The sequence below is a fragment of the Streptomyces cyaneus genome (assembly GCF_004028635.1).
GTDB classification, from domain to species: Bacteria; Actinomycetota; Actinomycetes; order Streptomycetales; family Streptomycetaceae; genus Streptomyces; species Streptomyces cyaneus.
The window spans coordinates 20,411-36,066 of sequence record NZ_ML138678.1 but is presented as its reverse complement, the minus strand read 5'-3'; the positions used below and the strand labels follow the sequence as shown (position 1 = coordinate 36,066).

Annotated in this window: 10 protein-coding genes and 1 pseudogene; 7 read left to right on the top strand and 4 right to left on the bottom strand. The window is 71.5% G+C overall.

Annotation, left to right across the window (positions count from 1 at the left end; all coding sequences use genetic code 11):
• The first annotated feature begins 2 nt into the window (after positions 1–2).
• From EHO50_RS00130 to EHO50_RS00115, 4 genes are all read left to right on the top strand, one after another.
• A complete protein-coding gene (locus EHO50_RS00130; protein ID WP_128427581.1) occupies positions 3–695 on the top strand; it encodes a GntR family transcriptional regulator in 693 nt (230 codons plus the stop codon).
• 82 nt (positions 696–777) lie between these two features.
• Positions 778–2,304 (top strand): hypothetical protein, encoded by a 1,527-nt coding sequence (locus tag EHO50_RS00125; protein WP_128427578.1) that lies wholly within the window; start codon positions 778–780, stop codon positions 2,302–2,304.
• Positions 2,305–2,356: 52 nt separating this feature from the next.
• Positions 2,357–3,238 carry a hypothetical protein gene (locus EHO50_RS00120; RefSeq protein WP_128427576.1) on the top strand — a complete coding sequence of 294 codons (882 nt, stop codon included), beginning with the start codon at positions 2,357–2,359 and terminating at the stop codon, positions 3,236–3,238.
• A 66-nt stretch (positions 3,239–3,304) separates the two neighbouring features.
• Positions 3,305–8,077 (top strand): coiled-coil domain-containing protein, encoded by a 4,773-nt coding sequence (locus EHO50_RS00115; protein WP_128427573.1) that lies wholly within the window; start codon positions 3,305–3,307, stop codon positions 8,075–8,077.
• Positions 8,078–8,140: 63 nt separating this feature from the next.
• Here EHO50_RS00115 and EHO50_RS00110 read toward each other — a convergent pair whose 3' ends face one another.
• The 4 genes and pseudogenes from EHO50_RS00110 to EHO50_RS00100 all read right to left on the bottom strand — a co-directional run bounded on the left by EHO50_RS00110 (position 8,141) and on the right by EHO50_RS00100 (position 11,537).
• Positions 8,141–9,700, bottom strand: a complete 1,560-nt coding sequence (locus EHO50_RS00110) for an APC family permease (RefSeq protein WP_128427571.1) — start codon at positions 9,698–9,700, stop codon at positions 8,141–8,143.
• A gap of 96 nt (positions 9,701–9,796) precedes the next feature.
• Positions 9,797–9,991 (bottom strand): hypothetical protein, encoded by a 195-nt coding sequence (locus tag EHO50_RS00105; protein WP_128427568.1) that lies wholly within the window; start codon positions 9,989–9,991, stop codon positions 9,797–9,799.
• Positions 9,992–10,051: 60 nt separating this feature from the next.
• A pseudogene (locus EHO50_RS44760) lies at positions 10,052–10,445 on the bottom strand (N-methyl-L-tryptophan oxidase); the annotation flags it as partial.
• Positions 10,446–10,889: 444 nt separating this feature from the next.
• On the bottom strand, positions 10,890–11,537 hold the full coding sequence (locus tag EHO50_RS00100; RefSeq protein WP_128427565.1) for a hypothetical protein: 648 nt from the start codon (positions 11,535–11,537) through the stop codon (positions 10,890–10,892).
• Positions 11,538–11,958: 421 nt separating this feature from the next.
• Here EHO50_RS00100 and EHO50_RS00090 point away from each other — a divergent pair, with 421 nt between their 5' ends.
• From EHO50_RS00090 to EHO50_RS00080, 3 genes are read left to right on the top strand one after another with little or no spacing between them, the layout of a single operon-like run.
• Positions 11,959–14,805: a sensor histidine kinase gene (locus tag EHO50_RS00090; RefSeq protein WP_128427560.1), complete on the top strand. Its 2,847-nt coding sequence runs from the start codon at positions 11,959–11,961 to the stop codon at positions 14,803–14,805.
• Complete coding sequence (locus EHO50_RS00085; protein ID WP_128427557.1) at positions 14,802–15,239, top strand: roadblock/LC7 domain-containing protein; 438 nt, start codon at positions 14,802–14,804, stop codon at positions 15,237–15,239. Before EHO50_RS00090 ends, EHO50_RS00085 begins: the two co-directional genes overlap by 4 nt.
• Positions 15,240–15,248: 9 nt before the next feature.
• Positions 15,249–15,644: a DUF742 domain-containing protein gene (locus EHO50_RS00080; protein ID WP_128427555.1), complete on the top strand. Its 396-nt coding sequence runs from the start codon at positions 15,249–15,251 to the stop codon at positions 15,642–15,644.
• Positions 15,645–15,656 lie beyond the last annotated feature (12 nt).

The following is a 15,656-nucleotide window of genomic DNA, read 5'->3' as shown; positions in this document are numbered from 1 at the left end:
GCATGGCAGAGCAGCTGGGCGGACTGGCCGACGACCGTGCCCTCCTGGGGCGCACGAGCACGGCGGAGCGGGTCTCGGACATCCTCAGAAGCCGCATCGCCGAGGGCTTCTTCCCGCCCGGCACCCGGCTGTCGGAGGACAGCATCGGAGGGGCGCTCGGTGTGTCCCGCAACACACTGCGCGAAGCGTTCCGGCTGCTCACCCACGAACGGCTGCTCGTCCACGAGCTGAACCGGGGCGTGTTCGTACGGGTCCTGACGGTGGAGGACGTCGAGGACATCTACCGCACCCGGCGGCTCGTCGAATGCGCCGTCGTCCGCGGGCTCGGCGAGCCGCCGTACCCCTTGGAGGGTCCCGCGCAAGCCGTCGCCGAAGGGCAGCGCGCGGTGCGCGAAGGTGACTGGAAAGGGCTGGGGACGGCCAACATCCACTTCCACCGGGAGCTGGTCTCCCTCGCCGGGAGCGCCCGTACCGACGAGCTGATGCGCAGCGTCTTCGCGGAGCTACGTCTGGCCTTCCACGTCGTCGACGATCCGCAGCGGTTGCACGAGCCATACCTCGCGCGCAACCGGGAGATCCTCCGGGCCTTGGAGGCGGGCGACAAGGGTGAGGCCGAGAAGGTGCTCGCGGTCTATCTCGACGACTCGCTGGAGCGGGTCGTGGAGGTCTACCGGCGGCGGGTGAGCGCCCCGTAGCCGCACGACCTGCAATTCCGGCTTCCCCGGCGCAACGCGTTCGTTTGGGTCGATGTCAGACCCAGGACCTAGTCTGTGCACCGTGACTTCGCCTGCATCGACGGACCGTGTTCCGCCCCAGCTCAGCGCGGGGCCGCGCCCAGCTCCGGGCCCGGCCGCCGACGAGGGGCTGGCGCGGCGGCTGCGCGCGCTCGCCTGCACCGCGCCGCTGCACGACCTCGACGCGCGCAAGGCCAACCTCGCGGGCGAGTACTCGGTGTACGGCATGGCGGAGGTGGCACTCGCCGCCATCGACCTGGTCACACTCAACATGGACTTCGACACGGGCGCCGACCACGACCAGATCGTCGCCCGCCTCATCCCGCGCATCGCCGCCCAGGCCCCGCAGCGCCCCGTCGCCGAGCACGAGCGCGTGGCCCGCTGGGTCCTCGAGAACCTGATCAACGTCGGGAGTGTGGACCGAGGCTTCCGGGCCGTATACGGCACGTTCGCGTCGGACGGCAGCTATGTCCGCCGTGACTACGACTTCAAGCTGATCGAGGAGGTGCCCGGCCCGGGAGGGACGGTGTATCTCCGTACGACGGACGAGGCGGTCAACGTTCTCGTCGGCGCCCTCGACACCGACGTCACCAGCGCGCAGATCGCCGCCGAGGTCAAGCTGGAGGTGCTGATCAACCGCGGCCGGCTCGCCGACGCGCAGCTGGCCGCCGAGCAGGCCCGCTACCGGACCGTGCAGTACTCGGAGACGCTCCGCAGGGCTCTGGACGCGACCCGGCGCAACGTCCGCGCGGTCGACTGGCTGAACGCCGTACCGGACATGATCGCCGAGGCACTCGACCACGTCGCCGACCGGTACCGCCATGAGAACGCGATCCTCACCAACATCCGCAAGGCACGCGACGAGACCGAGGACCCGGAGCACAAGCGCCGCGCCGCCGAGCTCGTCGACATCGTCAAGGACTGCATCCGACGGCACACGCAGCTGCAGTCCCGGCTGCTGGAGGCCGGGCCGCTGTTCCGCGCCGAGCAGGACCGGCAGGCCTTCGCGGCGCCCATGACGACGTCGGGGACAGACCTGTACGGGCACCTCCTGGCTCCTGTCCTGCCGTTGCCCCTGGAGCAGTCCGTCCGGGTCACGGACGCCTTCTTCGCGCGCGGTACGGGCATGCGTACGCCGGTGTCCGTGCGGGTCGCCGATCTCGTCGACATACTGCTGACGCCGCCCGTGGAGCGGGAGCACCTGGGCGCCGAGATGCCCGAGCCCGACCTCATCGCGACGCCGGACGACAGCCGGTTCAGCGAGGAGCAGCTGGCGGCCGCGATGGAGTTGCTGGATCTGCCGGCGGATGCTCCGCGGCGGCTGTCCGGGCTGTTGGCCCAGGCGCGGCGCCAGGACCCTGATCTGCCGTACCTGGTCGCCTTGTTGGCAGTTCATGCAGCCAGCCCGCCGGTCGGCACGGCTTATCGCCAGGGCGAGGAGAAGCTGCTCTTCGCCGTGGACGACGGGACGGAGCTGGACGATCCCGAGTTCGGCGGGGCCGACCTGATCGTGGGGACGGCTCTGCTGGATGCGGCGGGGATGGCCGCCGGCAGAACGGAAGCAGCATGAGCCGCGCCGAGAACCGTACGTATGAGCAACACCCCACCAAGGAGCCGAAGCCGTGACCGAGCACGTCGATCGGAGTGAGCCGGAGGCCGCCGCCCCGTCGGCGACCGCCGCCGTCACCCCCGCCGATGCCGCCGACGCGGCTCGGCTGGTCGCCTTCGGGCTGCAGCCCAAGTTGCAGCCCGCGCGGGATCAGGAGTACACGGAGCTGCTGCGGCGATACCGGGAGGATCCCCCGTTCGCACGGCTCGCGGACGCCGTGGCCGCCGGGCTGGGGCTGGTCGTGCTGGAGGTGTCCCCGCGCGCAGGGATGGCCGTGACGGCCGCCGAGGACTCCGTGTTCGCCGTCCGCATGGGCGACTACGCACGTCGTACGTCCGCCGACGGCAGCGACCGCTTCCTGCACGGGCTGGCCCATCTCGCCATCGCCGCCATGGCGTTCCCGCGGCCCGAGGACCTGGCCGACGACGGCTACATCGGGCGCGTGACGGTCAACGGCGTCGACGCCTTCGTACGCCAGGCCTGCCGACGGCTGGAGGAGCGTGCCGAGGAGCAGGGCGAGAACACCGATCCGGCGACGGACGCCCCCGGGCTGGAGGCCGCCTGGCGGATCTGGGTGAGACGCAGCGCGACCGGCGCCACCAAGGACGCGCGCAGACTCGCCGGTTCGACCACCGGCATCGTCGGCAAGGCGGCCGCCTTCCTCACCGACTCCGGGTTCCTGCAGCGCACCGGCGACGACAACGGCGGCACGTACCGCACGACGGCTCGTTACCAGCTCCAGGTGCGTGACATGGCGGGCACTGCCGCCATGGCCGAGCTGCTGGAGCTGGGCGTGGTCCCGGTCACCGACGGCACGCCGAGCCTGCTGCCCGCCGAGGACACGGACGACCTGGAGCTGGTGGCCGACGCCGGGCTGCCGTTCCACTCCGCCTGACGCCGTCGCCCCTCGCTCCCCGCCCCCGAACTTCCCTGATCTGACGAAGACTTACGAGAGTCCGCCATGTACGAGCTGTCCCGGGTCCGCCTCTACTCCATCGGACCGGCCGGTGCGCGCTACGCCGACACCGTGCTGGACCTGCGCGGTGTCGGCGAGCCCGTGCCCGACCCCGCCCCGACGCAGGCGGAGTTCTTCGAGGAGGAGCCCGTCGGTCCGCCGCGTCGGCCCGCGCCCGCCGGGGTGCTCTTCCTGGAGAACGGCGGCGGGAAGTCGGTCCTGCTCAAGCTGATCTTCTCCGTGATGCTGCCGGGCCACCGCAACACCCTCGGCGGCGCCAGCTCCGGTGTGCTGCGGAAGTTCCTGCTCGCCGACGACTGCGGGCATGTCGCGCTGGAGTGGCAGCACACGCTCACCGGTGAGTGCGTCGTGGTCGGCAAGGTGAGTGAGTGGCGCGGGCGCCAGGTCTCCAACGACCCGCGGAAGTTCGCCGAGGCCTGGTACTCCTTCCGCCCGGGGCCCGGGCTGAGCCTGGACAACCTGCCCGTCGCCGAGGCCACCTCCGTACGGCCGCCCGTCGAGGGCCAGTCGGGGGCGCAGGGGCGCCGCCGCACCATGAAGGGCTTCCGGGACGCCATCACGGAGGCGGGCAAGGCGTATCCGCATCTGGAGGTGCACTGGGAGGAGATCCACGACCGCTGGATCGAGCACCTCGGCGACCTCGGCCTCGACCCCGAGCTCTTCCGCTACCAGCGGGAGATGAACGCCGACGAGGGTGAGGCCGCCGGCCTCTTCGCGGTCAAGAAGGACTCCGACTTCACCGACCTGCTGCTGCGGGCCGTGACGGACACGCGTGACACCGACGGCCTCGCCGACCTGGTCAGCGGCTTCGGCAACAAGCTGGGCCGACGCGCCGAGCTGATCGCCGAGCGGGACTTCACCGCCGGGTCCGTCGACCTGCTCGGACGGATCGTCGAAGCCGCCGACGCACGCTCACGCGCGCGTGACATCCACGCCGGCGCCGAGCGGCGGACGCGGACCCTGGCCCGGCGGCTGTCCGCGCGCGGTGTCCAGGAGCGGGTCCGGGCGGGCGACCTCGCGCAGCGGGTCACCGCCGCCGCGTACGCCGTCACCCACTCCGAGGCGGCGCGCGAGCGCAGCGCCCTGATCGCCGCCGAACTCGCCTACCGCCACGCCTCGTTGGCGCTCGCCGCGGCCGAGAAGTCGGCGGCCGCCCAGAAGCGCGAGCTCGCCGAAGCACGCACGCTGCACTCCGCCTGGCAGGCCGCCGAGACGGCCCTGCGACACCGCGCCGCCGCCGACCGCGTGGCACGCGTGGCCGCCGCGATCCAGGAGGCCGAGCGGGACGCGGCCCCCGCGCTCGCCGCTCGCGCCAAGGCCGCCGTCGATCTCGTACGGGCCCTGCACTCGGCCGCGGAGAGCGCCGAGACCCTCGCCAACGAGGGGGAGGAGCGGTCCGCCGCGCTCCAGGAGGTCAGCGAGTCCGCGTACCGGGACTCCACCGCCGCCGCCACCGAGGCACAGCGGGCCCGCAGCGAGGTGGGGCATCTGCGGCAGCGGCTGTCCGAGGTCGAGCAGGAGACCGCCGAGGCCGTGCGCGCCGGGTGGCTGGACGACAGTGCACCCGACGCCGACCCGGCCCGCGCGGCCCTCGCCGCGAGCGACGCCGAGAAGACGGCCGTCGCCGCCTGGGACACCGCGCGCGAGGCCTCCCGGCGAGCCTCGGAGCACGCGCGTGAGGCTGCCTCGACCGAGTCCCGCGCGGAGTTGACGGCGGCTCGCGCGGCGGATGCGGCCACGGCGGCGGAGCGGTCGTACGAGGCGGAACAGCGCCTCGCCGAGGCGCTGGCGGGGGAGGAGCGGCTGGCCGAGCTGCTGAGCCTGCCGTCAACCTCGGGCGCGGAGCGGGCCGTAGTGCCCGCGCCCCGGGCGGGAGGGGACGGCGAGTCCGGCAGGGCGGTCGATGCCCAGGCCGGGGCGGCGGCCGCAGGGGACGACCTGCGGACCGGCTCCGACACGGCGTCGCGCGCCCGGACGGGCAGCGCCGGCGCCGGAGGGCCCGCCGACCCCAACGCTTCCCACCCCCTCACCGACGGCACCCTCACGCCTGAGGAACTCGACCGCTTCGCCGACGAACTGCGCGAGCTGCTCGACGACGGCGTCTCCACCGCCGAGCGGCAGCTCTTCGACCTGCGTACGGCAGCCGCCGACGACGCCCGGATCCTCGGCGCGCTCGGTGACGGCGGGCTGCTGCCGCCCGGCCCTGACGTGCTGGCCACCGTGGAGTTCCTCGGCGAGCAGGGCATCCCCGCGCTGCCGGGCTGGCGCTACCTCGCCCAGGCGGTCGACCCCACCGACCACGCGCGCGTGCTGGCCGCCAGACCCGAACTGGTCGACGGCGTGATCATCACGGACCCCGACACGCATGCGCGTGCCCGCGAGGTGCTGAGCGACGCCGCACTGCTGCCCCGGTCGGCCGTGGCGGTCGGTACGGCAGCCGCCCTGCTCGCTCCGACCCCGGCGCCGGATTCCCAGCACGGCCCCTCTCCCGACGTGTTCCTCGTACCGCCGAACCCCGCCATGCACGACGAGCATGCCGCCGACGAGGAGCGGCAGGCGCTGCGCGCCCGGGCGACCGAGCGGGACGAGGAGATCCGCACGCTCGCCGCGCGGCTCGGCAAGGACCGAGAGCTGGCGGCACGGCTCGCCTCGTGGCGGACCGGCTGTCCCGCCGGGCGGCTGGTCGAGCTGGCGCAGGCGGCCCGGGAGGCGCGCGCGTTCGCCGAGGAGTCCGAGGCCGAGCTGGCCGAGGCGCGGACAGTACGGGCCGAGGCTGACGAAGCCGCCGCCGAGGCCGCCCAGGTGCGCGACGAGCGGCAGGAGGCCGCACAGAAGGCGCGGCGCGCCGCAGACGCCCTGGCCGGGCTGGCCTTCCGGCTGCGCGAGCGGGCCGGCTGGCAGGTCAAGCTGCGTGAACTCGCCGACGAAGCCACCGAGTCCGAGGCCCGCGCCCAGACCTGCCTGGAACGGGCCCGCGCCGCCGACGAGGACCGCCGTGCCGCCCAGCGCGCCGCCGACGACGCGCGCCGCACCGCGCGCGCCCTGCGCGCCGAGCGCTCGGAGATCGCGGGCGCCCCGGACGACGTACCGGACACGGGCGCCGACGCCCCGAAGGCGTCCCTGCCCGCCCTGCGTGAGGCGTACCGGGCCGCCTCCCAGGTGTACGAGAAGGTCGGTGTGGGCGCCGATCTGCGCGCCGAGCAGGCCCGCGCGGAGAGCGACGAGAGCGCGGCGCGCGCGGAACTCGACCGGCTCAGCAACAAGGTCCGTACCCGGGCCGAACAGCTCCTTCAATCACCCGACGGCTCCGACGGGCCCTCCCGGCAAGCGGCCGCCGCGCGCGCGGAGGAGCTGGTCCAGCTCCTGGAGACCCGCATGTCCAGCGCGAGCGAGCAACTCGGCCGGCTGCGCGGCGAGGCCGAGCGGCACGCTCCCGAGGACGGCGAAGCGCACACCGAGCTTTCCGAGGAACTCCAGCCGCGCGATGCCGAGCACGCGCAGGCACTGCTGCGCACGGCGACCGCCGAACTTGCCTCCCGCACCGAGGCGTTGACGCAGGCCCGCGAGGCACATGCGGAGCTCCTCGAAGCGCACCGCGCCGCCGAGGACGCGGCCGGCGGCTTCGACGAGATCGCCGCGATGCTGCGGGACCTGCTGCGCGAGCACACCTTGGAGGAGGAGCAGGAGGAGACCGAGCCGTACCCCGGCAGCCTCGACGAGGCCCGCCAATCCGCCGCGGAGGCCCGCCGTTCGCTGCGCGGCTGCGCCGCCGACCTCTCCGCCGCCGAGGGCGCCGTACGCGAGGCGAGTGACGTGCTCGTACGGCACGCCAACTCCACGCGCTACGAGCAGGTCCGCACCCCCGCTCGCCAGCAGATCCGCGAACTGCCCGCCTCCGCGCTGCCCGAGCACGCGCAGAAATGGGCGGACGCCTTCGCGCCCCGACTCCGCGTGCTCACCGATGAGTTGGCCCAGTTGGAGCGGAACCGGGACTCGATCGTGGACCGGCTCCGGGGCCTGGTCGAGTCGGCGCTGGCCACCCTGAGGTCCGCCCAGCGGCTCTCCCGGCTGCCCGAGGGGCTCGGCGAGTGGTCCGGCCAGGAGTTCCTGCGCATCCGCTTCGAGGAGCCCGACCAGGCCACGCTCACCGAACGGCTGGGCGAGGTCATCGACGAGGCGACACGGGCGGCGGTGAAGAAGAACTCCGACCTGCGGCGGGACGGCATGTCCCTGCTGCTTCGGGGTGTTGCCGCTGCGCTCCAGCCGAAGGGCGTCGCCGTCGAGATCCTGAAGCCGGACGCCGTGCTGCGTGCCGAGCGAGTGCCCGTCGGACAGATGGGCGATGTGTTCTCCGGTGGCCAGCTGCTCACGGCCGCCATCGCGCTGTACTGCACGATGGCGGCGCTACGGTCGAACGACCGGGGCCGCGACAAGCACCGGCACGCCGGGACACTGTTCCTGGACAACCCGATCGGGCGCGCCAACGCGACGTATCTGCTGGAGCTCCAGCGAGCCGTGTCGGACGCACTCGGCGTCCAACTCCTGTACACCACCGGCCTGTTCGACACGACAGCGCTGGCAGAGTTCCCGCTGGTCATCCGACTGCGCAACGACGCCGACCTCAGGGCGGGACTGAAGTACATCAGCGTGGAGGAACACCTCCGCCCGGGACTGCCGCAGCAGCCCCAGGCGGGGGAAGCGGGGCACAGCGAGATCACGGCGACACGGATGTTCAAACGGCCCGCACCGACAACGTGACCGAGCTGTCCGCGTCCCTCTTCACGGTGCCGGACGGGCGGTAGAGCTTGAATTCGCCGAAACTCACGGCGAGTTGACCTCCTTGGTCGGCGTGGCCGCGCCCTCCAGGCTGTGCTCGGCGAGGACGCCCGTCCGGTGCCGCTGGACGAACCAGTAGTAGGCGAAGCCGCCGCCCGCGATGACGGTGACGAACAGCACCGCGCCCCACTGCAGATACCAGTGGTACGGGGCCGTTGCGTTGTAGACCGAGGCGCGCGGCCAGATCAGATTGAGCGTCATGCCCGCGCCCCACACCACGGCGACGATGTTGACCAGCAGCCCCCACCGGCCCAGGGAGAACTTGCCGTCGCCCGCGGGCCGCCACTTGCCGCGCAGCCGCGCCACCAGCATCGGCGCGGTCACACCGAGGTAGGCGAGGTAGATCATGATGATGCCGATGCTGGTCACGACGGTGAAGATCTGCGGCTGGCGGATGTTGACCACCAGGATGGCCAGGGCCAGGACCCCGATGATCACGGTCGGCAGCACAGGGGTCTGGAAGCGAGGGCTGACCTTCGCCAGCAGTGAGGACGCCGGCAGGTTGTTGTCCCGGGCCATCGCGAACGCCAGCCGGATCGCCGCCGTGTGGACCGCCAGAGCGCACACCGTCACGGCGATCAGTACGCACCACAGCATCGCCTTGCCAGCCGTGGGGCCGAGGACGTTGAGCACGACGTACTGCAGGCCGTCCGTGGACAACTTCTCGCCCTTCAGGCTGGAGACGCTCATCAGCGCGAGCAGCAGGATCAGGCCGCCGAGGACGAAGGAGGCCACGATGGCGCGGATGATGGCGCGCGGCGCGTTGCGAGACGGGTCCAGGCACTCCTCACCGAGGGAGGACGCCGTGTCGAAGCCGTACATGACGTACGCGGACGCCAGCGAGGCCACAAGGAACGCGCCCAGGTATCCGGTGCCGTAGCCCGCACCGGTGCCGTTCGTCTCCATGACCACCTGCGGGCCGCGGGTGATGTGGATGGCGAACAGGACGATCAGTACGACAGTGGCGATCAACTCGATGAACACGCCCGCCGTATTGATCCTCGCCATCAACTTGACGCCGAAGGCGTTCACCAAGGTGGTGAAGAGGATCAACACCGCGGCCAGGATGACCGCGTTGGTCGCCACGTCGTACTTGCCGGTGCCGTCCCCCACGATCTGGAAGGCCGACGAGATTTGGGGGAGCGTCAACTGGTAGGCCAGCGCCACGGCCGAGATGGACACTATGGACGCGATCAACATCATCCAGCCGGCGAGCCAGCCCAGATGCGGATTGCCTATCTTCTTCGACCAGTTGTAGACGGAGCCCGCGACGGGATAGCGGGCGGCCAGCTCGGCAAAACAGAGGGCAACCATGAACTGGCCGACGAACACCATCGGCCAAGACCACCAGTAGGCGGGGCCGCCGCTGCCGTAGCCGAAGTAGAACAGCTGGAACGTGCCGGTCAGGATCGAGATGTAGCTGATCCCGGCGGCAAAGGTGTGGAAGTTGCCGAGGGTGCGCTTGAGTTCGGGTTTGTAGCCGAACTCGGCGAGTTCGGCGTCGTCGTGACTGCGTGGACTGGTTGGTTGCTCCATGGTCGACATGAGCGGACTCCTCGGGGACCGGGGAAAGGGAGGGGAGTGGCTCGTTGCGGGGAGCCGGGATCAAGGACGGGTGATGAACCTGCTGCTACCCGCGAGTCAGGCGAACCACCCCTGCGGAGAGGTATTGGCGTTGCGCCAGATGTGCTTCGCCTCGTGGTACTCCGCCGCTCCGAGGCTCCGAGTGCGCGACATGATCTCGTGCGATGCCTTGGGCCGGGCAAAGCCCCTGGTCGAGGCGTGGCCGCCGGTGCCGATCGCCCGCACCGTGCCCTTGCCGCTCGCTGCTTGCAATGACCCTGGCCAGGAAGCCGTTGGCGGGACACGGGATCAGGTCGACCATGTTCGCCACGCGAGGGCTGGGAGGCGGCGGCGGATCGCGTGGGCATCCACCATCTCGTGCGCAGTCCGCAGTCCCACTGTTGGGGCCGAGCGCAGTGAGCCGAAGACGGTCGGCTTGCCGGAGCGTCCGACCATAAGGCTGCCGCGGAGGTGGCGGTGTCCCGGCCTGCGGCGCCCCCAGCCCCGTCGTACAGCTCGTGGCGCGCAGTAGCAGCGGGAGGTACGTCGGGTCCTCGAAGTACGGCTGCCGGGTGCTGCGTGAACCGCCGTGGCTGGAGCCGCGGTTGTGTACCGAGCCGAACTTCTCCAGGCCGAGCACGAGGGGGCCGCGCGAGGAGATGTGGTGGGCGGTGGCGCTACCCATGCCGCCGAGGTCGATGACGATCACGTCGTAGGAGCGGGACACCGGCATCCCCTATCGACGGATGCGGGTCATCTCGGGGTCGAAGATCGGCTCTTCGGCGACGTGGGCGGCACCTTCTCGCCGAAGTACTCGATGTGCACGGGGCACCAGTTGCCAGGGCAGGACAGGGCAGGCGGCCACGCGTACGCGGCACAGCGGCCCAGCGTGTAGCCGTACGAAGACCGCCGTCCCCTCCGTGGACCGCCCACGCGCGGCGCGCGCTGGTCCGCGGAGCAACCAACCACGGCCGATCATGGTCGAACTCCGGCGTCCGGGGTGGCCCCCTCGGAGTGGCCTCGGGCCTGCCGCTGCGGGACTGCTCAACGGACCCGGCGGCCCGGACCGACACTCGGCCCGACCCAAGCTTGGCTCGGCAGGCCCGGCTTGGCTCGGCAGGCTCCCTGGGAGCCGCTCCTCAGCCCTCGGTGCTGGGTCGTTCAACCACGTTCAGGAGTGCGACAGTTGGCTGGCCCCGCCCCGTCGGCGTATTCGCTCCTGAGCCCGCTCGGCCTCCCGCGTCTGGCGTCGAACCCGGCGCCGCTCGCGTCGCAGGATGCGCGCTGTGCTGCTCGGTGTCGAGACCACTCCATTGCGCTGGTTCCACACCTGGCGGGTCACCCAGACGTCGAGCGCGCCCCAGGTCGCCACCACCGTGCTGACCACACTGCTGATCACCATCGGGAACGCCAGCCACGACCCCGCCAGGGTGCACAGGAAGGCCACCATCGCCTGTATCAGCGTCACCGCGATGATCAGCACCGCCCGCACCGAAGCCGTCCGCACCGGATCCGGCATCCTGCGCCGCCGGGCGGGCTCCTCGACCCACAACGGCCGGTATGCCGACCACTCCGGTGCCGCCCCGCCGTCGGCAGCCCCGGCCAGGCTTCTGGCCGTCGCTGCCTTGCCACCGGAGCCGGCCGAAACATCGTGCTGATCCGTCGTCACCGCACTTGTGACCGCCGGAACATCACGGCTACCCGTCTCTCGGCCTCCACCCGCCGGAATGTCGCGATCCAGTGCTTCGGGGCCGCGCCGCGCCGTCACACGCGCAGCCGCCTCGTCCTCGGGCGCTACGCGCCGCTCCGCCGTGCCCATCACCGTGTCACTCCCCACCGCCAGCAGACCGCTTGCCCCGTGTCCGAAGACGCGGCTCCCCAGTGGCTGCCCGGCTTGCGCTGTTTTACGCCGCCCGGGGACTGGATGCGGCTCCTGTGGCTCATTCCGCCCCCATCTCCCATAGAGAAGGACGATCGACGCGTACCGAAGATTCCCGAGGAAGATAAATTTCTGGCCAACTGGCCTGGGAGACCGGCCGGATCCGTCCTCGGCGGCGCCCCGGGATCAGGGGAGGCAATCTCCCGCAATGGCCGGACAACTCCCCATGTCTCGTCGCCGGTGCGGAAGTTCAGGTTCCGGATGGCTCTTCGAGTTACTTGTGCGTCGGTAGTAGGCTCGCGCCAATTGTTGACGCACATGTGTGCCCCCTGACCAATGGGGGTTTGAGCTGGGGGAGGCCATGCGCTTTCGCGGGAAGTCGATCCGCCGGAAGATGGTGGCGCTGCTTCTCGTGCCGCTGGTGTCCCTGACCGCGATCTGGGGTTTCGCCACGGTACTCACGGGGCGGGGTGTGGCCCAGCTGTTCACGGTGTCGTCCCTCGTCGAGAAGATCGGCTACTCCACCGAGGACGCCGTCCGTGTCCTGCAGCAGGAACGCCGCCAGGCTCTCGTCTATCTCGCCGACCGCCGGGCCTCGGACGCACTGTCCGCGCTGCGGGAAACCCGGAGCGCCACCGACGCCGCCGTAGCCGAGATCCGCAAGAACGCCAAGGACCCCGACGTCCGCGACGGGATGGACGAGGGCGACGCCGAGCGTCTCAATGCCGTCCTGGACGCCTTCGACGGCATCAACTCCCTGCGCCGCAGCGTCGAGGACGGAACGGTGACCCGCTCCCAGGCCCTCGGCCTGTACAACCGGCTCGTCGACCCCTGCTACGCCCTGCTGGGCTCCCTCGACGGGATCGACAGTGTGGCGATGGACAAGCAGGCCCGCGCCCTGCTCAACGTGACCCGCGCCCGCGAACTGCTCTCTCGCGAGGACGCGTTGCTGAGTTCCGCCCTGGTGGTCGGGAAGCTGTCCCGCGAAGAGATACGCGCCGTCTCCGACCTCGTGGCCCAGCGCACCCTCATGTACGACATCAGCCTGTCGGACCTGCCCTCGTCCGAGCGTGAACGCTACGAGCGCTTCTGGGACAACGCCTCCACTGCTCCACTGCGCGTCGCCGAACAGGCCGTCATCTTGTCCCAGGCAGGAAGGCCCAGCAGGGTCGACGCCAAGAGCTGGGACACCGCCGCCGGCAGCGTCCTCGACGAGCTCAGCAAGCTCAACGACGAGGCGGGCGCCCGCTATCAGGACCGCGTCAGCCCTGTCGCGATGGGTGTCATCCTCAAGGCCGCCGTCGCCGGTGTCCTCGGGCTGCTCGCCCTGCTGTTCTCGCTCTTCCTGTCCGTGCGCATCGGCCGCGGCCTCATCCGCGATCTGCGGCAGCTGCGACTGGAGGCCCACGAGGCATCCGGCGTGCGCCTGCCCAGTGTGATGCGCCGCCTCTCCTCCGGCGAACAGGTCGACGTGGAGACCGAGGTCCCACGACTGGAATACGACAAGAACGAGATCGGCGAGGTCGGCCAGGCCCTCAACACCCTGCAGCGCGCCGCCGTCGAGGCCGCCGTCAAGCAGGCCGAACTGCGCGCCGGTGTCGCCGAGGTCTTCGTCAACCTCGCCCGCCGAAGCCAGGTCCTCCTCCACAAGCAGCTCACCCTCCTCGACACCATGGAACGCCGGACCGAGGACACCGACGAACTCGCCGACCTCTTCCGCCTCGACCACCTGACCACCCGTATGCGCCGGCACGCCGAAGGCCTGGTGATCCTCTCCGGCGCTGCCCCCTCCCGACAGTGGCGCAAGCCCGTCCAGCTCATGGACGTCGTACGCGCCGCGGTCGCCGAGGTCGAGGACTACGAGCGCATCGAGGTCCGACGTCTGCCCCGCGTCGCTGTCACCGGACCGGCCGTCGCGGACCTCACGCACCTCGTGGCCGAACTGCTGGAGAACGCCACGGTGTTCTCCCCGCCGCACACCGCGGTCCAGGTCCTGGGTGAGCGCGTAGCCAACGGTTTCACCCTCGAGATCCACGACCGAGGCCTGGGCATGGCGGCCGACGCCCTGCTCGACGCCAACCTCCGGCTCGCCGAGACGCCCGAGTTCGAGCTGTCCGACACCGACCGGCTGGGCCTGTTCGTGGTCAGCCGGCTCGCCCAACGGCAGAACGTCCGGGTCTCGCTGCAGCCGTCGCCGTACGGCGGCACCACAGCCGTCGTCTTCATCCCTGACGCGCTGCTCACGGACGACGTCCCGGACACCAACGGCATCGGGTTCCGTCTCGACCGGCCCACTCCGTCGAAGGAGGCCGAGCTGGAGGAGGCGCGTCGCGCCGCCCTCGCCCATGTGCCGGCCCGCGTGCCCGGCCTGCCCGCCTCGCTCCTGGACGGCCCGGTCGAGCTGGAGGCCCCCGTCGACCTGGACGCGCTCAGCGACTTCCCGGACCCGCTCGAAGACGAGGACAGCGAACGCGGCGGCCTCTTCCGCCCGCGCCGCGCTCTCGCCCATGTGGAGGACGAGGCCCCGGGCTCGCTCGGCGAACACCCGGTCTCCGGCATCCACGGCGGACCGGACCGGTCCGACACGGACGACGACGTGAGCGCTCCGGTCCCGCTGCCCCGCCGTCGGACGCCCAAGCTGGTCAGTTCGCACGGGCGCCCGGTCACCGAGCAGCGTTCCCGGCGAGAGGAGACGGACGCGGAGCCTTCGGCAGGCCCGAGCCGCCCTGAGCCGAACGGCCTCGCCCCGCTGCCGACCCGTCGCCGCGGTACTGGACCCCGCGGCGAGCTGACCGGTGCCCAGGACCGGATCGGCGACCGCGCCGACACACCGCCCAGCGCCGCGCACGACCGAGGCGAGCCGCCGGAGCCCGCAGCCCTCCCGAGGCGCACGCGGCGTGCCGCGATCGCATCGAGTGGGCCCGGCCACTCCGCTGCGAGCACGGCTGCGGCACAGCGGGAGAGCGGCTCAGGCTCGGGTCCCCTGCCCCGGCGCGTACGACAGGCCAGCCTGGCTCCGCAGCTCAAGCAGGGCCCCGCTCGGCGCACCGAGGAGAGCACGGAACTCGTCGAGCGCGACGCGGACGAGGTACGCAGCCGGATGGCATCGCTCCAGCGCGGCTGGCAGCGCGGCCGCCAGGAGAACGCCGCGGGCGACGACGCCCACAGCGGCACAGCACAAGGAATGACTAAGGGGGACGGTCGATGACCGCACCGAAGGCGACCGGCCACACCGCGACCAACCAGTCCGGCGAGCTCAACTGGCTCCTCGACGACCTGGTGGACCGCGTCGCCAGCATCCGTAAGGCCCTCGTGCTCTCCGGCGACGGCCTGCCGACGGGGGTGTCCAAGGACCTGACCCGGGAGGACAGCGAGCACCTGGCCGCCGTCGCGTCGGGATTCCACAGCCTCGCCAAGGGCGTGGGCCGCCACTTCGAGGCGGGCAACGTCCGGCAGACGGTCGTCGAGCTCGATGACGCCTTCCTGTTCGTGACGGCCGCAGGCGACGGCAGCTGCCTCGCCGTACTCTCGGACGCCGACTCGGACGTCGGGCTGGTCGCGTACGAGATGACGCTCCTCGTCAAGCGGGTCGGCGTGCATCTGGGAACCGCTCCGCGCACCGATCTGTCCTCGGGCGGGTAGTGGGATGGCATGAGCGCTGACGGTCAGGGAAGAAGCCACTGGTTCGACGACGAGGCCGGGCCGGTCGTCCGTCCGTACGCCATGACACGCGGCCGCACCACCAGTGCGGCCCAGCACCGACTCGACCTGATCGCGGTGGTCGTGGCGGAACAGCACGCGGACGATCCGGAAGCGGACTCGATGCTGTCCCCTGAGCACGTGGACATCGTCGATCTGTGCCGTGACGCCCCGCAGTCCGTTGCCGAACTCTCCGCCGAGCTCGATCTGCCCATCGGCGTCGTACGGGTCCTCATCGGGGATCTCGTGGACGGGGAATTCGTCCATGTGAACCGGCCCGTACCGCCTGCCGAGCTGGTGGACGAGAGTATTCTGCGCGACGTGATCAACGGCCTGCGGGCGCTGTGAGCGGCGTGGAAG